The organism is Hominibacterium faecale (assembly GCF_020734085.1).
Taxonomy (GTDB): domain Bacteria; phylum Bacillota; class Clostridia; order Peptostreptococcales; family Anaerovoracaceae; genus Hominibacterium; species Hominibacterium faecale.
This window is the reverse complement of sequence record NZ_JAJAGH010000004.1, coordinates 15,290-38,628: the sequence shown is the minus strand read 5'-3', so window position 1 is coordinate 38,628 and position 23,339 is coordinate 15,290. Positions and strand designations below refer to the sequence as shown.

Genomic DNA, 23,339 nt, shown 5'->3' with positions numbered 1-23,339 from the left:
ACCGGTTGAGGGAATTGCGTTCATCCGTTGTTATTTGTGTGATAGCTGATCCAGTCATTTTCACTAAAAAGGTATAAACATGCTTCCGCGACCGGCTTTTGACGGATAATTTCCAAAGCTTCCTGATAGATTTGGACTTGGCCCTCATATGTTTGTTTCAGTTTCCGCAGCGCCTGTTCTCGATCTTTTTTATTTACATAACTATTTTTATAGTCAATTAAAACTAAATAATCTTCTTCCTCAAAATAGCAGTCAATCACACCCTGAACCATTACTTCTGTGCCGTCCACCTCTTTCAGCAGATTGAATTCCGTTTCCTTGTACAGCTGATCGGCTTTGGCCGCGCGCACACCAATGTCGCTTTGGAAAAATGCCGCTATTTTATCGCATTCCACGGCCTGCGCCTCATCCGGCAGCAGAAGTTCCTGTTCTTCCATCCGCTTAACTTGGGTGCGCACATATTCCTCGCCCTTCCCTGCCCTTGTCTGCGACAGCGCCTGGGCAAAGTTAATACACTCCATGACTTTATGCATAATCGTCCCCCGCTGAGCTGCGGTAAAGTCTTGCGTTCCCTGTAAAAATGCCGGAGACCTGAGAGCGATTTCTTCTTCTGCATGCTCGCTTCCCATTCGGCTCAGCTCTGTAACCGAGTATTTGGATTTTTTGGATAAAGCGGCCAAATTCTTATACTGAAAGGAGAACCTTCGATCGATTTCCTGGTACAGCGGCTCCTGCAAAAGCGATTGGTCCGCGCTCTCTAAAAAATAGTTCCTGACCTTTTCACGGTTCTGTCCCCGCTGCCGGCTTTCTCCGGTGAGCTGAGTCCTATCGTGCAGGTGTAGATCCAACTCTCCTTCCTGGATCAGCGGAATTAAATAATCGAGAAAGCAGTTCTTGGCTGGAGACGGTTTAGGCTGTCCATCTTCGATGGTTTTGCTGGTGCCTAAAAGGATTAGCTGGTCCATAGCTCTTGTAAATGCCACATAAAGGATTCGAAGCTCCTCTTCCAAATCTTCTTGGCGCATCTTCCGTTCAATGGCAGTCTGCATAAGGGTCTTTCGATACCAGTGCTCCTTATATTCCACCCGGGTCAGGCCCAACCCCAGGTCTTTATGGGCAATGAATCCTTTCCCGGTTTTATTGAAATTAAAACGTTTTCCCAGGCCAGCTGCAATGACAACTGGAAATTCTAGGCCCTTGCTTTTGTGAATGGTCATAATTCTGACAATATCGTCGTTTTCATTGATGAGCTTTACCTGTCCGGTGGGCACTTTCCGGTTTTCCAGCGCCTGTATATAGGTAAGAAACCCATAGATGCCGCCCCGTCCGGTTTCCTGGAAATCTTTGGCCTTATCCGCCAGCGCTCTCAGATTAGCCTGCCTTTGCTGTCCGGCCGGCAAAGCGCCGCAATAGGTGTAGTACTCTGTTTCCCACATCAATTTCCATATGAACTCTTCCAGCGGCAGTACCTGCGCCATTTCTCGGTATATCCGTAGTTTTTCTAGTACATCGGCACATTTTTCCGAAAGCTCTCGCTCCTCTGTCCCATCAGCAAACTTCTGGAATGCTTCAAAATACGAGACATCTTTATATGCAAGCCGAACGTGGATCAGTTCATCGATAGAAAAATGAAAGATCGCTGAACGTAACACGCTTAGAAGGGGAAGATCCTGGCGTTTGTTATCGATCACTTTTAAGAGGTTGAGAAACACTTGGATCTCGATGGTATCAAAATATCCGCCGCTGTCGTCCACATAAGAAGGAATATCCAGTTCCGTAAAAATTTCCTGAAAGACATCAGCATAGTTCTTCGTTCCTCGCATCAAAATTACAATATCCCGTTTTGTAACGGCTCTCTGGCAATTTTTTTTCACATCAAAGATGGGTTTTCCAAGCAGTTCCCGGATAATACCGGCGGCTGCATGGGCTTCCAGCTGGGCATTTTTCATCTCAGCCACATCTTCATCCAGGTCCATGTCCTCGGTAATTCTGCTGTCTACAATATGAAGCTGCGTCTTGTAATCCAGCTCACCTTCATAAGGAACACCCTGATACAAAGCGGCATCCTGATCGTAGCCTTTCATGATTTTTTCAAATACGCCGTTTACAGCAGCGATCACTCGGCCCTTGCTTCTAAAATTTTGGTTCAGGTCAATTTTGGTGTCAAATTTGTTTTTGCCGGAGGCGTATTGCTGGTATTTTGCCTGGAAAATCTCCGGTTCCGCCAGCCGGAACTTATAAATGCTCTGTTTGATATCCCCCACCATAAAGAGGTTATTTTCTCTTCGGATGCGGTCGATCAAGGTATCCTGCAATACATTGCTGTCCTGATATTCATCGATAAAAATGCAGGCAAACTTTTCTCTGTACTCTTTGGCAGCTTCCTCGTGTTCCAGAATTTCGAGAGCATAATGTTCAATATCGCTGAAATCAATCAAGTTCTTTTCCAGTTTTGCCTCGCGAAAACGACGGTCAAATTCCAAAAGCAAGTTCTGCAAATAGCGCGCGGCTGGATAGACACTCTGCAAATCCTCCACATAGGTATCCATGGTCTGGGCGAAATATCGCTCTTTCAACCCGCTGATCATTTTTTTGCTGAAATCCCGGCTGGCTTTCATCTCTTCTTTTATTTGCTCGTAATCTTCTTTTTCGGCTTTTCCCGCACGCATGGTATTGGCTTTAAAGGTAGCAAGGAGCCTCCCTATCCCTTCCAAATCTCCGGTTTTCGCCATTCTTTCCAAAGGCTCAAGGGCCTCCAAGTCCTCTTGATTCTTATGATAGATGCCTTCCGTTCCCGCCGTTTCCGCCAGTTGGCCAGCCTGTCTGAAGCCGTCAAGAATTTGGGAAACGCTTGTTTTCAGGTCTTGCATTATGAACTGGGCCAGGGGGCTTTCGCCGAACCGTTCTTTTGAGAAATCCAGGTCTTTTATATGCGTATCCAGCCATTGAAGCGGATGGGGTATGCTGCGGATGGTGGTGTAAAGGTTCAATAAATTTTCTTTGAGGGCGTGTTCGCTGCGGTCAGAAGCGTAGGCTCGGAGAAACTCCAGAAATTCCGGGTCTTCTGCTTCAAAATAATCCGAAAAAAGTTGATCGATCGTGTCCCATTTCATGATTTCCACAGTGCCTTCATCGCCGATTTTAAAGTTGGGCTCAATGTCGATCAGATAAAAATATCTGCGAATTACTTCCAGGGCAAACGAATGGAAGGTGCTGATATTGGCATTGGCCGCCAAATCCAGCTGTTTTCTCAAGAAAGCTGAACTTTGCGGGTCCTCCTCAATGGCTTTTGTGATGGCGGCAATGAGTTTTTCTTTCATTTCTGAAGCAGCCGCATTGGTAAAGGTCACGATCAGAAACTGGTTGAGGCCGATCCTGTCTTTTAAAATCAGCTGTTTGATCCGCTCTACAAGCACCGCCGTTTTTCCTGAGCCGGCGGCAGCGGAGACTAGTATATTATGGTCGCGCAGGTTAATGGCTTCTTGCTGCTGTTTTGTCCATTTCATCCTACTATTTATTCCTCCTAATATATGAATGTAAAGATCCAGCACCCAACATCCGGTTGGGGCTTCGCCTTCTCATTGTTCAAGTTTCTGTTTTGGTGTTGGTCAGTTGTTTGGTTGCGGCTGGCTTTTAGATGGAATTGACAGCATCTTATTTTACCGCTGATTCCGTCATTACTGAGAGGTTAAGAATAGGATACCTTACGGGCCGCATCTCAGCAAGTTTTATTTGGTTTCTACTAACCCTTTTTTCAATCCGGCGTTCAAGATATACTTCGTGGAAAAGCAGGATCACTTGTATGTCAGCTGGCCCAATATCGTGATTGCTGCCAGGAAGCGCTTATTCTGATAGTTATTGGTAACGAAACGATTCAATAACAACTGGAGTTTCAAAAAATTATCATTTTGTCATTTCAATCCACGCACCCCGTATGGGATGCGACCTGTCCTAGCATCTGATTGGCCGGTTCGTCCCTGATTTCAATCCACGCACCCCGTATGGGATGCGACTGGTATAGTAGGGGATAGAGTTCAATTTACATTAATTTCAATCCACGCACCCCGTATGGGATGCGACCAGATGGTATGGTCAGAGAATGAAAATATCAAGTATTTCAATCCACGCACCCCGTATGGGATGCGACGATAAGTATGGTTGTTCTCATTTTGTTACTATTATTTCAATCCACGCACCCCGTATGGGATGCGACCAAAATCTGTTTCTCTTGTTGATTAGGCTGCGATGATTTCAATCCACGCACCCCGTATGGGATGCGACCTCCAGTGGCCGGGTGAAAACGGCACACACACCATTTCAATCCACGCACCCCGTATGGGATGCGACCGATCAAGAATAGTAGTGTGATCCGGTGGCTGTTATTTCAATCCACGCACCCCGTATGGGATGCGACAAAGCAAGCGCAGCTGAGACAGCAGCGACCAATGCATTTCAATCCACGCACCCCGTATGGGATGCGACTGTTTTACTATTTATGTAATTTTCAAATGGATGCATTTCAATCCACGCACCCCGTATGGGATGCGACCGATCAGATGAAAGTGGGCGTCGCCATCGTGCGATTTCAATCCACGCACCCCGTATGGGATGCGACGCGGCTGGCTGACAACAACGGCGTTTCGATGACGATTTCAATCCACGCACCCCGTATGGGATGCGACCCAGAATAAATCAAATTAGAGTATTGCAATAAATATTTCAATCCACGCACCCCGTATGGGATGCGACGTGTGTAAAGGAGCTGGTAGTATGGCAGTAAAAAAATTTCAATCCACGCACCCCGTATGGGATGCGACGGAGGGAGCGTAATGAAAAACATTACAGTAAAAATTTCAATCCACGCACCCCGTATGGGATGCGACTTCCATAATCCTTCAGATCGTTTACCCAGTCTTATTTCAATCCACGCACCCCGTATGGGATGCGACTAAAGCTGTCGGCGGAGGACATGGAGCGTCTGATATTTCAATCCACGCACCCCGTATGGGATGCGACACGGATGAGCAAAGGTATCCAGACAGCAATGGCATTTCAATCCACGCACCCCGTATGGGATGCGACAAAATGTCAGCATTGCAAGTTTTGTATTGTCCTGATTTCAATCCACGCACCCCGTATGGGATGCGACTGCAAAACTATAAAGCATACCTCATATATTCATAACTAGTTTGTTTTTAACCTACCCAAATTCCATAACATCTCCAAAATTACTATCATTTATACCCCAATTTCACCTTTTAACTGGTGCGAAAGCCCCTGGGAATCCATGTTCACTTGCCTTTCGCACCACCAGCTAAAGCGTTCCTTATTCATTCAACTGCTCCTCATCAGCAAGTTCCTCCGCAGAGCGCACCACGCACACTAGAGAAAACGGCACGTCTATCCGCTTCAACCACGATATTTACCAATTTCTCTGCCGTAATTGGAATATCTCTTTAAGCAAAGAGTATTCAATACATCTTATTGTACCATATCTATCTATTGATTCGGCAAATAATTCGAAGAGATTTTTAAAGCTGCATTAATTGGCCTGTACCTCTGGGATAAGCAAAATTCGGATGATGACGATCCCACAAGGCAAAACTGGTCAGTGAAAGCGTTTAAAAACAAGTAGGAATCTATTCTGGAATTTGATATAATAAATAAGATATTGGTTTATAAATTTCTCTTAATATGGAGGTAACATACATGAATAGCTTCAAACGGCCGACCATGCTGATGATCTTGGATGGTTTTGGCTATAACAAAGATACTTATGGAAACGCCATTGCGCAAGCATACACACCAGAATTGGACAAAATTTTTGCTAAATTCCCGAAAACCACATTGCAGGCGTGCGGCCTAGCAGTCGGTTTGCCGGAAGGGCAAATGGGAAACTCGGAAGTTGGTCACTTAAACATAGGTGCTGGTCGGATCGTATACCAAGAACTGACTCGCATTACGAAAGAAATCGAAGATGGTGTGTTTTCTAATAACACAGTCATGAACGAAGCAATGGAGCACGTTCTTAAGAACCACTCCGCGCTCCATCTCTTGGGATTAGTGTCTGATGGAGGAGTTCACAGCCATATTAATCATTTATTAGCCTTGATCGACATGGCCGTTGAAAAAGGAGTTAAGGAATTATACGTCCATTGCTTCTTAGATGGCCGAGACGTGCCTCCCTGCTGCGCTGCTGCATATATCCAGCAGTTGGAAGCGCATATGAACAAAGTCGGTCTTGGGAAAATTGCGTCCATCGCTGGCAGATACTATGCCATGGACAGGGACAAACGATGGGACCGTGTAAACGCAGCTTATGATACCATGACACTTGGAAACAACCTTCGTGCTGCTTCGGCGGATGAAGCGCTAAAGGTTGCCTATGAAAGGGATGAAAACGACGAGTTTGTTCAGCCTACATTCATAGACCATGGACAGGTCGTGAATGATAATGATGCAATGATTATGTTCAATTTCCGGCCGGATCGGGCACGGGAAATAACTCGCGCTTTCGTTGCAAACGAATTTGATGGTTTTCAACGCAAGAAAAAACTTGAGAATCTTTATTATGTTTGTATGACTCAATATGATGCGGAAATGCCCAATGTCCATATTGCTTACCCCCCGCAGTCTCTCAAGGCCACGTTGGGCGAATATTTGTCTGATTTAGGACTGACTCAGCTGCGCATTGCAGAAACAGAAAAATATGCACATGTCACCTTTTTCTTTAATGGTGGTGTGGAAGCGCCCAATAAAAATGAGAAGCGTATCCTGATTCCTTCCCCAAAAGTAGCCACATACGACCTTCAGCCAGAAATGAGCGCCTACTTAGTCACGGAAAAAGTTTTGGAAGAAATCGCTTCTGACAAGTATGATGTAATTATTCTCAACTTCGCCAATGCCGATATGGTCGGCCACACCGGCATCATGGAAGCTACCGTTGCTGCTATTGAAACATTGGATAAATGCGTGCCCCAGATTGTGGACGCTGTTTTAAAAAAAGACGGACAAATTTTGTTGACTGCAGATCACGGAAATGCGGATAATATGTTGGACGAAAACGGAAACGTTGTTACAGCTCATTCGTTAAATCAAGTACCGCTGTTGCACATTTCCGATAACCCTGTTCAACTGAGAGACGGCGGAAAATTGGCAGATTTGGCTCCAACGCTGTTGGACCTGATGGGCATTGCTATACCGAACGAGATGACTGGTGAAAGTCTGATAAAAAAGAATAAACTATGAAATGATACAGGAGACCTCAAGTCTGGAATTTGAGGTCTCTTTGCAAAAAATTAGTAACTGCTTAAAATAAGAAACAAATAAAACTTACTTAGACATGCGAAGTGGTCCAATTCAGCTTCATCCAAAACTATCAGGATTTAAGAGTAATTATCTTTATATTGATACTTTTTCTATACAAGCTTGAAGAAAGTCGGCAAAGTATCAAATTTGGAAGAATTCAAACCAATCTTTGACAATTTTTAAGTTGCTTACTTCCAATCGATGTGATTTGGGACAGTAAACTATCAAACTAATTCTTTCCTATCTGAAATTTCGATATTGACAGATTCTAAAGACTTGTTTTTTTCTGCTGACCCAATATGCAAATCACGTCGCTGCAAATTATAGCTCTCCCTTCGACAATGTCGTTAAAAAATAGCAAGAACTATATGATCAGTATATAAATCCTTTTTGGTCACATATACAATACAGCCTCTATATGGTTTATGCTATCATATTTTGCGTTCGTATTTCAAATCTAGTATTTATACACCCTGTAGTATGGTACGGCACAAATATCTCGCAAACTGCTATGAGATCCCGCTTGCATTTCAATCCACTACCCCCGTATGGGATGCGACGCCTATTGCAATTACTTAGATGTAGCGGTTTGTACATTTCAATCCACGCACCCCGTATGGGATGCGACTGAGGGCTCTTATTTTTTACGCTGAACAAGATACATTTCAATCCACGCACCCCGTATGGGATGCGACCTCTCCAACACCGCACAATCGATCCATTCTTTGCAATTTCAATCCACGCACCCCGTATGGGATGCGACTGCAAAACAACACAAAATTTCAAATAGATTCTGTACAATCTTGCTTTAAATACGAAACTTTCAATTCAATTCCCTGAATAACTAACCATTTTCTGTAAAAACTCAATCGAATTTTAGTGCGAAAGACCCGGGGATTTCATGTTCGCTTGGCCTTCGCACCAAGCGCATCAGGCTGCTTTCAGACCATTAAAACGCCTTCTGCCTCATAACCCACCTTGGCCCCAAAATGTTCAACCTTATTCGCATAGTTATTTCCAAGATAATAAAACCGAAGGCTGTCTACTTCCGTATCAATAATAGATAACAACTTGTCCTTCAAAAGCAGCACCTGGGACGGATCGAGGATGCATTCAAACACAGAGTTCTGCACCCGCTGCCCATAATTCACACATTCTTTGGCCACTTTCCGTAGTCGCCGCTTCCCGCCGCTATTCTGAGTGGATACATCATAAGTAATCAATATCAACATAAAATCACTCCTTTATTTCCATAAAAACGGCGGATACGCTTCCAGATCCCCACGGATTGTCCTCGCCAAGAGCAGCGCCTGAACATAAGGCACCAGACCCCAGGGAATTTTTTCCTTTAAAAAGGGATGAGTCAGCGTCTCCTTTTTATGAGACTGCCACGCAGAAAAGAACTGCTTTCGGCCATCTTCGTTGAGCAAAACCGCTCCATCGCCTTGACAGTCGAAATGCTCCCCTTTTATTATCTTTTTATTTACCAAGGTGAGCACAAAGCGATCTGCCATAATTCCCCGCAATTCTTCCAGCATGTCTAGAGCCAGCGAGGTTCTTCCGGGCCGATCGCAGTGAAGAAAACCCACATATGCATCTAGCCCCGCGCCTTCCAATGCTCCGGCGCACTCATTGCCCAAAATGGTATAGGCAAAGGACAGGAGCGCATTGATATTGTCCATAGGCGGTCTGCGGCTGCGCCCATGGAACTTAAAGTCCTCTTTCTGATTGATGATCAAATTATCAAAGACAGAAAAATATTTGGAAGCCAGCTCTCCCTCAAGGCCTCGCAGAGAATCCAAATTTTCGCAGTTTTTGATATGAGGCAGACCTTCGTTCAAGGATTGAGAAACTGCTTTCACCCGGTCAGTATCAATACGCATGCCGTTGTCCCGAATGGTACGTTCCAAACTCCAGCGGCAGTTGAACACCTTCCCGATGATCATGTTTTTGGCATATGAAAGGCTTTTTTCTTCATGATCGGAAATCCGATATTGTTCTTTCCGCAATAAAACATTGCCAAAGGACGTCCCTGCAGTACGGGCCAAAAATTTACCGCGGGGAGAATAAAAACTCATTCCCACTTCTCTGGATGCGCATGCTCCCATCAGGGCAGGTGATGCTCCCTTATAGCTAAAGCTGACGATATTTTCCAGAGTGTGGAGGGGAAAGCGTCCTGCCGTTTCTTCTTCACGCAGAACAACAACATTCTCTCCGTCCAGTGCCAGATACACATCCTCAGAAAGGACATACAACGTATTCAAGAGTTTTTTCATTCACCTTCACCCGCCTCACCGATCTGATCATTTATGTACTTGGTCACATCCAGATTTTTATTCAGCTTGGGCAGACAGAGGTCTTTCAGCGAGCAAGATCTGCACTTTTTCGTGGTTTTTACCTTAGGTGTATATCCTCTTTTATAAAGCCTGTGCATTTCCTCACAGATCTCTTCCACATGGCTGCGCAGTTCACTGGTAAAAGCCACTTCCTCCCGCCGTTTGTTCTCTCCATAGAACAAATATCCCTTTGATATTTCGGTCAGAAACATTTCCTCCAGGGATATCGCCTGTGCACAAAGCTGAACTTCATCCTCCAACCCATCTTTTTTCGTGCCCCGCTTGTATTCCACCGGCACTACCTGCCAAAGTCCATCGTAACCTTCCAGGTTTATGCCTTGCTTCCTTTGGTGAAACTCCACCACATCGCACTGCCCAGAAATTCCAAGGCTGGCGGAGGCGATGCGAAGCCCCCGCATAATAAGCAGCTTTCCCCGCTTTTCAACCGACATTTCTTCATGAGCCTTTTTATGCATCAGTTCGCCGGCTGTGGTCCTGTAATTTTCCGCCCACTGCTGCTCAATATGAATTAACGCCCACTGCCTCCTGCAAAACTCAAAGTGCTGGATACCGGAAAGCAGCAAATATTCCTCTTCTTCATAGCGCGGCATACTAAATCCCCTCAATATATTCAGGTTCCAGGCCCTCCAATGGAATAATTCTGATATCATAGTCGTCGATGGAGGTTGGAACTTGAGATGGATCCTTTTCCTTGATTTCCAGGCTGCGATGAACCTTTGCGGAAGAATACTGTCCGATCTTATTATTATGCTTCCACCAATATACTCTGATCACTTCCATGCTCCCGTCCGGTCTGGCCGAAGAAGCATCGTTGACGAACAAAGTTCTGAGGCATTCTTTTAATTTCTCAGCATCCTCAGCCGAAAAACCGGTTTTTTCAGCCAGCTGAACGTTGATGGACCCTTTTATTTCATACAGCCCAAAATTGACCATATGTTTCATACCCATTGTATCGGATCCTTTTTTCTTATCATCCTCACTGTTTACGCTCTTTGTGATCTGCATGCTGGACACATCTACCGGTGTGATGCTCCTGGCCTGGTGAATGGATACCGGACCTCTGACACCAACGGAGACACCCTCCTTTGGTGCTGCGCCTTTAAATGCAAAAACCTGTCCAAAAGCACGAACATCGAACCAGGCCTCGCAAGCCTGTTTTGCAAAATCTTCCTTACTGAGCTTTTCAGGAAGTGTGTTTTTCGCCCGGTCATTTAGATTAGAAAAACCGTCGTCCGCACGATCATCAGACTGAACAAAAATTGACTCGCCTTCATCCTGAAGCCGGTTACGCAGTTTCCGTTTTATACAAACATCGGAAATTTCCCCATATCCTTCATAGGTTGTTCTCGGCCGGTTTCCATTCAGCGGATCACCGTTGGGATTGGCATTGCGGACTGCTGCTAATACAGCAAAATCGATTTTATGATTTAAAGTACTCATTCTATATTCCTCCTCTATGCATCTTTTTTACTCTTATACAATTCCGCCCTTTCCAGCCAATAGCCGGTCAGATACAGTTCGTTCAAAGCCTTATTTTGTTCTATACGGGATTCTGCTCCCAGGATTTCGGAAATCGTTCCGATTTCTTTTCTGAAATAATTCCTTGTTCCCGGTGTCATGCGATTGAAATAAGGGTTCAGCGCCTCTTCGATGATTTTACGGGTTGCACCCGGGTGCTGTGCAAAGGCCGTCTGGAAACGAATGGCATTCGGTTCCCGTCTTTCCTTATCATCATATGTACTTCGCTCAGCTAGTTCATAAACAGCCAGGAGCATTCCGTAAAGAAAACTTCTTCGGTCCTGCCCCGTCAGCTTTTCCAGATTTTGTTCCAAATTCATTTCGATTTCCACTCCTTTGTCTTTGTAGTATTTTGCAATTAATGCACATGCGGTCGATAAAATCCGTTCCCGGTTGCCGTAAGTATACCCCTGCGGATGGGATGCCTTTTGAAAAATAGCATGAGTAAAGTCACTTGGAATACGCTGCTGATCCACGATACAATGAAATAATCTCTGGTACTGCATAATCATCAGCTTGTCATCCACTTTTACCATTCCCCCTTGTTCGCTGCCGAAGGCATAAGCTACGATTTTGCCGATAGCCGGTGTTTTCACCTCCTGATGGGGCTTTTTCTGACTGTCGAAGGTGGTAAACTGCCAGCAGCAGCTTTCGTACCAGCTGCGAATCCGTGCAAAATAATCCATTGCATTCAGCTGATTATAATAGGTGATTGAAAGGCGGCCAGTCGTCGCTGCCTGCAGGGTAAGCAGAGCGATCTCGTCTGTTGCATTAAAGTTATCCGCATAACCATTTAAAAACTTCTGTAATTTCTTGCGATATTCCGGCATGGTATTGGGCCGAACATCTTCCTCATATTCCAAGTCCTCCCCTGCTCTCGGCATCTTGATATTTTTCAAATTCCAGCAGATATACGTCCTTTTATCGCTGTTTCCTATCGAATAGCCCTGCTGCTTAGCAAGCCACTTCAACGCATTGTGCGCTTTTTGAGATGCTTCGTATCCGAAGGCATATGCCTGTTCACCATCCCGGAAGCGGCCTCGATAAGTGAAGTCCGTATTATCGTTGGCAGAAAATAGTTTTGCTCCGTAACTGGAGGCGAGAATCCCCTTGGGATGGTTATCCGAGACGGCCGCTGGTTTTGCGGTCAAATAACAAATATCTTCCCGTCCTTTTTTCTCGTGAATATAGTAGTCCTGCCATGCTTGGAACAACGTCTTGTCCAGCCAGCATTCTTCCGGTTCTTCTGTGCCGAAAACAAGAAAACGAACCATACATTTATCATAAGTTCTACCCGCAATCTTGTCTTTAGTCAGTTTTCCCGTTTCATCCAGATTGACAATGCCATATTCCGATAAATCTTTGATCAATCTCTTTTGGGAAAGGTATTTGCAGATTGCGCTCACCTTCTCATAGCAAAACTCCGACCCGTTCCATTGTTCCAGTTCTTTCATATAGGCTTCAAATCGATTTTTTCCGGTATCCGCTTCTTTCTTAGTGGCCGCATACCATTGATAGTCCCCTGCCAAATAGGTAAGGTTGTCGCACAATGGATGAGGGGCAATGCCGTTAGCGCGGCCGGCAGAATCATCAGTTACCGGAATGATCGTCTCAGCATCTTTTTTATCCGAAATAATACTGGCATCTTTGAAAGTTCCCTCATCATCGATAGTCACTTCGATCTGGATGCTGGCAGTCATGTGAGATATAGGGCAAAGTGGATATTGCGTATAAAAATTGGCGACCATCGCTTGATTGGATTCGTAGGTGTCATACAGCATTTTAAAGAGACTCATCGATATCCCTCCCCGTCTTATCCACACTTTGAAAATTGCAGTGTTCTTCGCCGAAAGCCTTCATGGACATTTCCCGCACAGGTCGGTGAATACAGCTTTGCGGCGGAGCAAAGTCGATCACGCCCGAACGCATAATGCAGTGCCATAGACGAACGGTCATTTTCCCTTTTGTTTCCTCGCAATAAGCTTCATCCGCATAAGTGATTCCATGATACATCATACCAAAATCCAATTCCGGTATCTCATCATATGCGCCTTTTCCTTCTCCAAAAACACAAGGCTCCACATAGCCCTGACACTCCCTGGTGCCGAGAAAAATATCCCGCCTTCCGCCTTTTTTAATCATGCGCTTGGCGATATTATGATGCTTGTTTTCATTTCGGTCCTGGGAAAGCTCCGGCCGGTTTTCATTCCAGATAAAATGGGCCTTGACCTGATAACAGCAGTTTTTCAGATATGTATAATAGGAAAGGTCATTTTTATTGCTGGTGTATTTGATGGGCCGAATTCCTTTGGCCTCGGTCTGTATTGGATTCATGATCCGCACCGAATCAATTACCCAGACGAGCGTAGGTTTCCAGTAGATGCTTTGTAGAATTCCCTTCAGCGCTTCGTAGGTCGGAACCTGATAGGTGAATTTTTCTCCGCCCACTCTTGTCATGGGGTCGGAAAAAAGCGCATAATCTCCGGAGACTTGAAATTCCACAAAATTATCGTGCTTCATAGACTTTCTCCTTCCTTTGCATTACATGGACAAAAAATCATCGGACTGTACGTATTCGTCAGGACAAACACCGGTGTCATCGTTATAAGCGGTTTTGTCCAAAATGATCACCCCCTCTATGAGGTCGTCTGCTAAACGTCCATTTTCTCTCAACTTGTTCAATTCATATGGAAACAGGCTCACGGTATAGGGTTTCATGGCATCCAGCTGTTCTTTTTGATAAGCATAGTTCCATTTTGCCTTTTCGGAGCACAAATTCGCAATGTATGTATCAACCTTCTCATCGTATTTTACCACAACATCCGTCTTATCATCGTCAAAGACTTTGCAGTATTTGCCTGCTGTTTTAAATGCTTGTCTAAAATAAAACGGCGGGCACTCAGCCTCCATGGTTTCACAGTCCATGAGCATGGTGCGGATAAATTGTTCGGTGTCGTCGATGGTAACTGGGTATTTGAATTGCATTTTAACGCGAGTATCGCCAAACAAGCGTTTGTAATAAAACTGGATTAATTCCTGCGACAGGATGTCGTCTCCATACAGCTGCGGCTTTTTCTTAAAGTCATAAAGTACCTTGCTGCAGCATTTTTGCGCGGTTTCAATCTCCTTCAGCGGCCCCAGGGATTCTTCCTTCAGTTTTACAAGAAAGGCATCGCAGATATGCTGCCAATCATTATTTCGATTGCATCTTCCCGCTGCTTGTACGATGTTGTCAATGCCTGCCCAAATTCGGATAACGCTTTCAAAGGAAAAGTCGATACCAGCTTCTACAAGCTGTGTGGATATGCAGATCACTTTTCGATCTTCGTGAAGCCCGGGCGTCCTGCCAATCTTATCAAGAATGTCCTGCCTGTGCTGTTTGCACATGGCGGTTGATAAGTGATAAATCTCATAGTCCCTTGGACATGCTATTTTTACTTTCTGATACAGCCTCCTGGCTGTGGTTTTCGTATTGCAAATAACCAGAATGGAATCTCTGTCTTCGATCTTTTCCCTTGTGAAATCAGTGAGTTCGTCCAGTGTCATGCCCGGACCTTCTGTTTTATCAATTAACCTGACTCTCTTAAAGACCTCCATTCTTTCTTTGTCGATTTGGACGATATCCGGGTTATCCGCCAGGTGAAGCGACAGGCTCACTCGCTCAAATGCCGGTTGTGTTGCGGAACATAGGATTACGGTGCTGCCGCAGAAATCCGCCAGAAAGTTAATTGCAGTGGTGAATAGTTCGGTAAATTTTAACGGAAGGGATTGTACTTCGTCGATGATGATTACGCTGTTGCATAGCGATTTCATCCTGCGAACAGCGGAAGTTTTATGGGAGAAGAGGATATTCAAAAGCTGCACCATGGTCGATACCACAAAAGGAGCTGCCCAGGTTTCCATCAATAGTTCGTTATTGCCCAGCTCGTCTTGCTCCATGTTCGTGTTTACGATATTGGAATGGTGTTCTAAGACCAAATTATGATCCTTCACATAGTCTCTTATATCTTTGCTGTTTTGATCCAGTACGCTCAGCAAAGGTATGATAAAAATGATGCGGTCTTTTTCATATTCCGCAGCATGATTCAGTGCGTATCTCAGCGAGGCCAGTGTTTTTCCCCCGCCGGTAGGAACCGTTAATCGGTAGATACCGCCTCTCTTGAAAGCGGCCTTTTTGCATTCTTGTGAAATATAGGAGCGCGCTTCATTGATCGGCGAGTCCTTTTTAAAATCTTTTATTTTCTCTTCCATGTGCGCGCATTGTTCTATCCAAAATCTGCGGTCCGGCTGAAGTTGTTCAAGCAGGTTTCCGCTCATAAACTCCGCCGTATCTCTTCGATCCCCTTCAATAATTGCGGATAAAATCAACCTCTCAAGATAGCTGTACATCATCCGCTCACTCCGATTGTTGGGGGTTTTATTCTGTTTGCCGATGGCTTCCAGAAAATGTTCAACTTCTTCGCAGGCCTGTTGGAATAAGGTGTCAATTTGTTCTTCGTCAGCGACTTCTCGAAAGAAATTTTCTTTTACTTCCTGATAGCCGATTTCTTCTGCATCGCACTCCATTCGATGCAGAAATCCATTGGTCTTTTCCTGATCGGTCGGATCTTGTATGTCAAACAGTCCGTGATGAGACCCCATGGCAGCAGCAAGGATTTCGCAGGTTATCCGCTCAATTTTCGGCGCGTCCGGTGAATGGTAGCGTTCCATAATGTAGCGAACTGCCGCAAAGGTGTGGTTAACGCTTCCCCGTGCCGGCTGTCCACCTGCATATTGCTCCTCAAGGTATTTGGTAAACCTCTCTCTGGCCTTACCCATGTCATGAAGCAGCCCGCCAAGATAACTGATAAAAAAGAGTCCGATTCCCTTTAGCGCTTCCCCGGCGTATTCAGCGACTTTTACAGAGTGCTCTTTTATGGTCTGTTCGTTTCGCTGTTCATTGATCTTTGTAATATGCGCGAATAGTTTGCTGTTTTTCATACCCATGCTCGCTTCCATAATTTTCTTACTTGTATCATACCATAAATGGAATTCAATCGTGGATAAAAAGTGAAATTTTTCGTCTATTATGACGATTATTGGAGGGATTGGGTTACGAGATAACGATCTTGTCTGGTGCCATGCTCATAGCATGCTGAATATTGCCTTATTTGAACAATTCAAAAGCATCTACAATACAGGGTACCGGCAACTTGGAGTATATGGGGATGCCAGGAGCTAATTACATACCTGCAGTGCACTCGGCTGTGAGATTTTGCCATTTCAATCTACGCACCCACAAAGGGTGCGACGTAAAATGGAAGCTGCTTTAATCGAAGCCATTACATTTCAATCCACGCACCCACAAAGGGTGCGACAATATTGCCCTGTTGGCCGATGTGATGGGGCACTGATTTCAATCCACGCACCCACAAAGGGTGCGACCGGCGCTGTCCGATATGATATTTTGTTCAACATCATTTCAATCCACGCACCCACAAAGGGTGCGACAATATTTCCGGTCGTATCCGGTCCACTTGATCCGATTTCAATCCACGCACCCACAAAGGGTGCGACATAGCCACCGCCAATTTATTCAGCGGCTAGTATATATTTCAATCCACGCACCCACAAAGGGTGCGACCTGTTTCGTCAATCGGCAAAACAAACCAAGCGAAAGATTTCAATCCACGCACCCACAAAGGGTGCGACCAACAAGCTAGTGCTTTCAACTTCCAAAGCTTTATTTCAATCCACGCACCCACAAAGGGTGCGACAATCTGTAAATTATGTTTTTTCCTATTGTCTTTTATTTCAATCCACGCACCCACAAAGGGTGCGACTCGATTTCAAAAGTCTGAGTATCTGTATGTTTAATTTCAATCCACGCACCCACAAAGGGTGCGACCCAGCAAGCGCATCCGTTAAAGTATTCGCAATTATTTCAATCCACGCACCCACAAAGGGTGCGACGTCGCAGTTTCCCGGTATATCTGCAAGTACGTCACATTTCAATCCACGCACCCACAAAGGGTGCGACGTCTTAGAGTGTCAGAGCTTTCACAGATAAAGCGTATTTCAATCCACGCACCCACAAAGGGTGCGACGTTGTGTCAGGTTTAAACCGTCAAGGTATTCCTGAATTTCAATCCACGCACCCACAAAGGGTGCGACGCCGGTACTGCACTATTTTGTCTGCCATAAACAATTTCAATCCACGCACCCACAAAGGGTGCGACCTTATCTTCCATATTATTATCGAGAGTAATTTGATTTCAATCCACGCACCCACAAAGGGTGCGACAAGCTGGGAAAGAGGAAAATGTTTGAGATAAAAGATTTCAATCCACGCACCCACAAAGGGTGCGACATAAGTCCCAGTACGAACAACCAGGTGCCAAATATTTCAATCCACGCACCCACAAAGGGTGCGACCAATTTTTAAATCGAAGAATCATATTTATAGATATTTCAATCCACGCACCCACAAAGGGTGCGACTTGTGCAGATTGTAATCAAGCAATGGTAAGAAATATTTCAATCCACGCACCCACAAAGGGTGCGACTTGTAAATGTGCTCTGCTTCATCCACCACTTCCAATTTCAATCCACGCACCCACAAAGGGTGCGACATGACAGAGGCGATGCTTGCCGCGATACCGTCAATATTTCAATCCACGCACCCACAAAGGGTGCGACCGTTTCTCTTGTGCCAGTTTCTCAGATTCCGCTTATTTCAATCCACGCACCCACAAAGGGTGCGACTCCGGCATCCTTACAACTCCTTTCTATGACTTAATTTCAATCCACGCACCCACAAAGGGTGCGACCGCTTCCAATTTTCATGATATACTCTGCAATAATGATTTCAATCCACGCACCCACAAAGGGTGCGACTATTGTTATTCCCGTTGCCTTCTTGTTCCTTTTGATTTCAATCCACGCACCCACAAAGGGTGCGACTGCAAAACTGTTAAAAATATCTCCGATATTTATTACTATTTTGCTTTTACTCTACTTGTTTTCAAACTACTTTCCCAAATCTCTTACAATTTACGATTAAATTCAGCTTATTCTAGGTGCGAAAGCCCCAGGGAATCCATGTTCGCTTGCCTTTCGCACCTCGCATTTACAATTTCCCTTATCCGTTTAGTTTTACAACAGCCTCTGCGCCTTTCATCCCAACGGTAACACCCAGTTTTTCAGCTTCGGGAGTTACCGTTTTTACAGTGTTTTCCAACAGTTCATCAAAGCTGCTGCCACTGATGATCGCAGCGGCGTCGCTAAACTTTTCCGCTGCGGCTTGATTCAAATATCCACACATAATATATCCCCTTTTGCAAAGTAAAATCAGCATATTGGGGTGTCCTTCACCGCCGGGTTCTTTGATCGAAAGCCCTTGTATGGTTTGTCCGGAAACGTTTAGCAATTCAATCTTTATCATAATTTCAATCCTTTCATTCATTTCCTATTTACAAAATATTCGTTATTTCTTTAATTGTAACATATGAAACCACTGATGCGGCAAGCAATTTTCAAAATACCATTCTGACCAGCGAGAGTGAATCATGCTTTTTAAATGGAAGTGCTATCCTTTGGAAAAAACAGAACAATCTTTTTAAAATTTACGCCTTTTTCAACGATTGAGCCCTCTCAAATTAAACTTCGAGCAGCCAGACGGCCTTTTTCTCAATATGAGGCCTCTCTGGCCCACAACTTTGCGAAAAAAGTACAAAATTTTCATGAAATTTTCCCAGTTACCAAGTCCAGCAGGGAACAGTCTCGGATCAAATTTCAATCTCCGCACCCTGTAAGGGATGCGACGCTTCACCTTGGGCATTTGTCGTTATCTCATCTTTATTTCAATCCACGCACCCCGTAAGGGATGCGACGGCATCTGTTACTATTACATCCATTCCTAAAACTATTTCAATCCACGCACCCCGTAAGGGATGCGACTGCGATTACCCAGAAGCTTTCGATCTCCGAAGCTATTTCAACCCACGCACCCCCCATATTGAAATTCCGCTTTCACTGCTGGAACACGACATACGTCTTTCCATTCACTCCTTTTCGGGAGGGCGGCACTTACGGATAATCTGTTCAGCAGCCTTAATCCCATCTACGGCCGCCGACATAATACCACCGGCGTATCCCGCACCTTCGCCGGCCGGATAAATACCTTGAATTTCAGACTCCATCCCCTCGTTTCGCAAGATGCGGACCGGAGAAGAACTGCGGCTTTCCACAGCGGTCATCCTTGCGCTTGGATTATCGAACCCGCGCAGTTTCTTCCCCAGATGAGGCATAGCTTCTTTTATCGACTGAACTGCGAAATCAGGAAGGCTGGCTGCCACCGGATTCATTTTATCCGAAAAGGCTCCCCAGGTTGTGCGCGGTGGATTGCCGTTCTCAAATGCCATCCGTTCATATTTTTCCTGAAATTCCACCCCTGCCAGCACATCGGCGGATGGGAAATCAGAAGTTCTCACATCTACCAGAAGACCGCTGTTGGCAAACCGGCTGTCCCGCGCGTGGTTGCTCATCCCATTGGTCACCGTCATTCCTTTCTGTGAAGCAGCCATAATCACTTCGCCGCCCGGGCACATGCAAAAAGTATAAACACCTCTCCCATTTTCACAATGGTAACTTAGCTTGTAATCCGCCGGGCCAAGCAGCTCCGCCAGAGCCGGGTCCCCGTACTGAGCCCTGTCGATCCATTCCTGAGGATGCTCGATTCTGACGCCGATGGAAAAGGGTTTTTGCTCCATTGGAAGCCGCCGCTTTCTGAGCATGCGCAAGGTATCCCGGGAGCTATGGCCCAAGGCCAGAATCAAATGCTCCGTATGAAAAATCGGCCCGTCATTGATGACTGCACCATGCAATTCACCGTCCGACACCAGCAAATCCGTGACTTGGCTTTCAAACAAAATTTCGCCGCCCTGTTCCTGGATTCTTTTGCGCAGATTTACAACCACGCGGCGCAGCACGTCCGTTCCGATATGGGGTTTATGCTTGTACAAAATATCCCGGCTGGCTCCGGCATCCGCAAAGGTTTCCAGCACTTTAAAAATTCTTGGGTCTTTGATGCCTGTCGTCAGCTTTCCATCGGAAAAGGTCCCTGCGCCGCCTTCTCCAAACTGCACATTGGAAACCTCGTCCAGCTGGCCGGTCTGCCAGAACCGCTCCACATCTTTTACCCGCTGCTCCATAGCCCGCCCCCGCTCAGCAACAATAGGCCGGTAGCCCATCTCTGCCAAAATCAACGCCGCAAACATTCCGCAGGGACCGAACCCAACAATGAGCGGACGCTCGCTCATGGGAGTGTTTCCCGACTTTGCATATTGATAGGTCAGATCGGGCGCCAAAGGCAGTTTGAGCTTTTTATCACAGGAAAAGTCCACCGTATACACCAAACTGATGCGGCTTTTGTCCCTCGCATCCACCGACTCCCGGCGGATAATCCAATCCGTGACAGCCGCCCCGGTTTTCTTTTTTATTTTTTGTGGGATCAGGCTTTGATCCTCTCCCGGTTTTAAACGAATTTGATGAATTCTATACATTTTTTGCTGTCCGGGGCAAATCAACTCCCCGTATCCTTTCCAGGGCAGACCCCGTAATTTTTCAAAGACAGCACTATTATATCGCACAATCCTTCCGCGGACAAGATACATAAAGAGCCGGACAGTATCAAGCCAGCATTGTCATTTTCTTTCACTTTACAACCCGGACCATATCCAACGTGCCGCCGTGGATCCCATGAAGATGCCTTCCTTGCTCATTCTGATCCCCTAAAAATCTTAGAATCTCATCATTGATCCTTTCTCCCGGGCAAATGGCCGGTATTCCCGGCGGATAAGGCACGATCATCTCAGCGCTGATGCGGCCGCAGGCATCTTCCCATGGAATCTTTTCCGTCTGGGACACATATGCCTGACGGGGCGTCATAACGGCCTCCGCCATTTTGGGCAGTTTATTCCTCCATTTGGCAAGGGGCGCTTCTCCTTTGTGCCGGACGGATATCTCCCGGCACGCGGCAATGAGTCTGTCCAAATCAGAGCGCGTTCCACCCAGGCCGACCATACAGACCACATAAAAGTTATCCGAAAATTCGATCTGTATGCCGTAATCATCGATCAGCGCGCGCTCCAGCGCATAACCGGTAACGCCCAGGTCTTTTGCGGAAATGACCAATCTTCCCGGCTCCATATCAAAAATATGACAGCTTCCGGCAATGCGCCGATCAAGAACCGAAAATCCTTCTATGGATTCAATCTCCGCTTTTCCGTATTCGACCAGGTTATAGACCCGTTGGAGAACACCTTCCCCCTGCACGGCCATATAATGGCGGGCAAGATCCAGCGAAACCTCCAGCAGCGCCGACGGGCTTGTGTTTTGGGCCATCTGTAAGTTAAAGCGCAGCCTGTCCAAATCGATCCGATCGCTGTTCACGTGGACCATGGAGCTTTGGGACAGGGACCCGGAGACCTTGTGAGTGCTCTGTGTTACAAGGTCCGCCCCGCAGCGAAGTCCGCCGGCCGGATATTTATCATGAAAGTACACGTGGTTGCCGTGGGCCTCATCGACCATATGAACGCCCCCGCGCATATGTACAATTTCTGAAATCGCATTCAGATCACTGTATACGCCGTGATAAGTGGGCACGACTGACAGGACCGCTTTTGCTTCCGGGTGTTCTCCATAGACCCTTTCGATTTCAGCTGGATCCATGCCTCCAATGAGCCCCAGCTCATCGCTCACATCAGGGAATGCGAAAACAGGTACCGCGCCGCTGATAATCAGTCCGTATATGACGGATTTGTGACAGTTTCTCGGCACAATGATCGTTTCTCCTTCCGAAACCACCGAGCAGATGGCTGCGATATTTGCGCCGGAAGTGCCGTTTACCATGAAAAAGCTTTCCTTGGCTGCCCAAGCTTGGGCAGCCAGCCTCTGCGCTTCCATGATAACCCCGTCCGGCTCGTTCAAATCATCCAATCCGTCCACCTCGCAGATATCCATTTTAAAGATATTTTCGCCTGCAAAGTCCGTCCACTTGGGGTTTATGGCCCTGCCCATCATATGGGCCGGCATAAACATCGGCGCAATGTCCCTCTTTGTGTAAGCGATGATCGCATCAAATAATGGTGTTTTATTTTGATCTAAACTCATGATACCAACTCCTTTGCTAAACAATGATCCTTTTTCCGTCCAACGGCAAAGACCGCAGCGCCGACCAAAGTCATGACGATTCCATAGATGAGCAGAATGTTGAGCATGCAGTCAAAATCGCTCAAGAATCCTGTTCCGTAGGTCTGGGCATAATATTCAGGGCCCCAACCGCCTTCGTACCATCTTAGAAACGGTACGCTGATCATGGAATATACGCCGACAAACAGGCCGAACACCCCGATCCTGACAATATCGCCGGCAGCAAGACCGGTCGCCGGGTTGATGGGATATAAAACTGGATTTTCTTTATAAAAGCCGCCATAACATTTTTTAAAAAAGATATAAAAAACCACAGCAAGGGGCAGCAGCATGATCCCTCCCAGAAAGTAGTCGGTTCCATTGATCAGCATGACAAAAGCAGCAGCCGCAGCTGGCGTATACCCGCAGTATTTCAAGCCCAGCTTGCCTCCGGGAACTTTGAACAAGGCTTTGTCTCTCTGCTCCAGCGGAATCTTTTTTCTGATTCGCAGCAAGGACAGGGCCACTAGCGCGTAAGTTCCCAGGCTGAAAGCTACCTCCAGCAAAACAAGGGCCGTAAAATCATACTTGAGCAATAAGATTGTCACAGCTGAATATACAAGAATACTTACGTAAGGCACACCTTTGTTCTTTGATACCTTGCTCATAAATCTGGAGAAAAGATTGGCATCCGACAATACGAAGAATCCCCTCGACCCCGATGCGATCTGGCTGTTGAAGATGGCCAGGTTTGACGCAATCGCAACCACGCAGAAGAATAAACCCATGTACGGTCCTATATTTTCTGTCAGAACGGTGGAATAGCCGACTCCTCCCGTCGCTCCGTCCGTTGTCCAGTTTTCCCAGTTTCCCACAGACGCCAAGCCTGCCAGCGTTGGCAGCACATAAGTCAGCGTGACCAGCGGCAAAGAGATAATCGTTGCTTTTGGTATCAGCTGCGGATTTTCCATTTCGCCCGCCAGAGCC

General features: G+C 46.1%; 13 protein-coding genes and 2 CRISPR repeat arrays. Of the genes, 1 reads left to right on the top strand and 12 read right to left on the bottom strand.

Annotation, left to right across the window (positions count from 1 at the left end; translation table 11 throughout):
- Positions 1-20: 20 nt before the first annotated feature.
- On the bottom strand, positions 21-3,506 hold the full coding sequence (gene addA, locus LG211_RS05050; RefSeq protein WP_269477093.1) for a helicase-exonuclease AddAB subunit AddA: 3,486 nt from the start codon (positions 3,504-3,506) through the stop codon (positions 21-23).
- Between the two features lie 407 nt (positions 3,507-3,913).
- A CRISPR array of direct repeats spans positions 3,914-5,149; the repeat unit is 33 nt; unit sequence ATTTCAATCCACGCACCCCGTATGGGATGCGAC.
- 560 nt (positions 5,150-5,709) lie between these two features.
- Here addA and gpmI point away from each other — a divergent pair.
- Positions 5,710-7,248, top strand: coding sequence for a 2,3-bisphosphoglycerate-independent phosphoglycerate mutase (gene gpmI, locus LG211_RS05045; protein WP_269477092.1), 1,539 nt, complete (start codon positions 5,710-5,712; stop codon positions 7,246-7,248).
- Positions 7,249-8,249: 1,001 nt separating this feature from the next.
- Here the strand turns inward: gpmI and cas2 are convergent.
- The 11 genes from cas2 to LG211_RS04990 form a co-directional block, all read right to left on the bottom strand.
- The gene (gene cas2 / locus LG211_RS05040) at positions 8,250-8,540 is read right to left on the bottom strand and encodes a CRISPR-associated endonuclease Cas2 (RefSeq protein WP_227755242.1); all 291 of its coding nucleotides are present in this window, start codon (positions 8,538-8,540) and stop codon (positions 8,250-8,252) included.
- Positions 8,541-8,552: 12 nt separating this feature from the next.
- The gene (gene cas1c / locus LG211_RS05035; protein WP_253019625.1) at positions 8,553-9,584 is read right to left on the bottom strand and encodes a type I-C CRISPR-associated endonuclease Cas1c; all 1,032 of its coding nucleotides are present in this window, start codon (positions 9,582-9,584) and stop codon (positions 8,553-8,555) included.
- A complete protein-coding gene (cas4, locus tag LG211_RS05030; protein WP_269477091.1) occupies positions 9,581-10,255 on the bottom strand; it encodes a CRISPR-associated protein Cas4 in 675 nt (224 codons plus the stop codon). The genes cas1c and cas4 overlap by 4 nt, the downstream gene beginning before the upstream one ends.
- A 1-nt stretch (position 10,256) precedes the next feature.
- A complete protein-coding gene (gene cas7c, locus LG211_RS05025) occupies positions 10,257-11,105 on the bottom strand; it encodes a type I-C CRISPR-associated protein Cas7/Csd2 (RefSeq protein WP_269477090.1) in 849 nt (282 codons plus the stop codon).
- 14 nt (positions 11,106-11,119) lie between these two features.
- A complete protein-coding gene (gene cas8c / locus LG211_RS05020; protein WP_269477089.1) occupies positions 11,120-12,979 on the bottom strand; it encodes a type I-C CRISPR-associated protein Cas8c/Csd1 in 1,860 nt (619 codons plus the stop codon).
- On the bottom strand, positions 12,966-13,703 hold the full coding sequence (gene cas5c / locus LG211_RS05015) for a type I-C CRISPR-associated protein Cas5c (protein ID WP_227755247.1): 738 nt from the start codon (positions 13,701-13,703) through the stop codon (positions 12,966-12,968). The genes cas8c and cas5c overlap by 14 nt, the downstream gene beginning before the upstream one ends.
- A 21-nt stretch (positions 13,704-13,724) precedes the next feature.
- A complete protein-coding gene (cas3, locus tag LG211_RS05010; protein WP_269477088.1) occupies positions 13,725-16,169 on the bottom strand; it encodes a CRISPR-associated helicase Cas3' in 2,445 nt (814 codons plus the stop codon).
- 273 nt (positions 16,170-16,442) lie between these two features.
- Positions 16,443-18,125: a CRISPR direct-repeat array (repeat unit 32 nt; unit sequence ATTTCAATCCACGCACCCACAAAGGGTGCGAC).
- 178 nt (positions 18,126-18,303) lie between these two features.
- Entirely contained in the window at positions 18,304-18,606 is a 303-nt protein-coding gene (locus tag LG211_RS05005; RefSeq protein WP_269477087.1) for a YunC family protein, read from the bottom strand.
- 619 nt (positions 18,607-19,225) lie between these two features.
- Positions 19,226-20,725 carry an NAD(P)/FAD-dependent oxidoreductase gene (locus LG211_RS05000; protein ID WP_269477086.1) on the bottom strand — a complete coding sequence of 500 codons (1,500 nt, stop codon included), beginning with the start codon at positions 20,723-20,725 and terminating at the stop codon, positions 19,226-19,228.
- Positions 20,726-20,876: 151 nt separating this feature from the next.
- A complete protein-coding gene (locus LG211_RS04995) occupies positions 20,877-22,334 on the bottom strand; it encodes an aminotransferase class I/II-fold pyridoxal phosphate-dependent enzyme (protein WP_269477085.1) in 1,458 nt (485 codons plus the stop codon).
- Positions 22,331-23,323: an APC family permease gene (locus LG211_RS04990; RefSeq protein WP_269477084.1), complete on the bottom strand. Its 993-nt coding sequence runs from the start codon at positions 23,321-23,323 to the stop codon at positions 22,331-22,333. The genes LG211_RS04995 and LG211_RS04990 overlap by 4 nt, the downstream gene beginning before the upstream one ends.
- Between the last annotated feature and the right edge of the window lie 16 nt (positions 23,324-23,339).

Bases quoted from the DNA above. Each gene is read 5' to 3' on its own strand.
- addA (WP_269477093.1), bottom strand. From the start codon at position 3,506: ATGAAATGGACAAAACAGCAGCAAGAAGCCATTAACCTGCGCGACCAT.
- gpmI (WP_269477092.1), top strand. From the start codon at position 5,710: ATGAATAGCTTCAAACGGCCGACCATGCTGATGATCTTGGATGGTTTT.
- cas2 (WP_227755242.1), bottom strand. From the start codon at position 8,540: ATGTTGATATTGATTACTTATGATGTATCCACTCAGAATAGCGGCGGG.
- cas1c (WP_253019625.1), bottom strand. From the start codon at position 9,584: ATGAAAAAACTCTTGAATACGTTGTATGTCCTTTCTGAGGATGTGTAT.
- cas4 (WP_269477091.1), bottom strand. From the start codon at position 10,255: ATGCCGCGCTATGAAGAAGAGGAATATTTGCTGCTTTCCGGTATCCAG.
- cas7c (WP_269477090.1), bottom strand. From the start codon at position 11,105: ATGAGTACTTTAAATCATAAAATCGATTTTGCTGTATTAGCAGCAGTC.
- cas8c (WP_269477089.1), bottom strand. From the start codon at position 12,979: ATGAGTCTCTTTAAAATGCTGTATGACACCTACGAATCCAATCAAGCG.
- cas5c (WP_227755247.1), bottom strand. From the start codon at position 13,703: ATGAAGCACGATAATTTTGTGGAATTTCAAGTCTCCGGAGATTATGCG.
- cas3 (WP_269477088.1), bottom strand. From the start codon at position 16,169: ATGGGTATGAAAAACAGCAAACTATTCGCGCATATTACAAAGATCAAT.
- LG211_RS05005 (WP_269477087.1), bottom strand. From the start codon at position 18,606: ATGATAAAGATTGAATTGCTAAACGTTTCCGGACAAACCATACAAGGG.
- LG211_RS05000 (WP_269477086.1), bottom strand. From the start codon at position 20,725: ATGTATAGAATTCATCAAATTCGTTTAAAACCGGGAGAGGATCAAAGC.
- LG211_RS04995 (WP_269477085.1), bottom strand. From the start codon at position 22,334: ATGAGTTTAGATCAAAATAAAACACCATTATTTGATGCGATCATCGCT.
- LG211_RS04990 (WP_269477084.1), bottom strand. From the start codon at position 23,323: ATGGAAAATCCGCAGCTGATACCAAAAGCAACGATTATCTCTTTGCCG.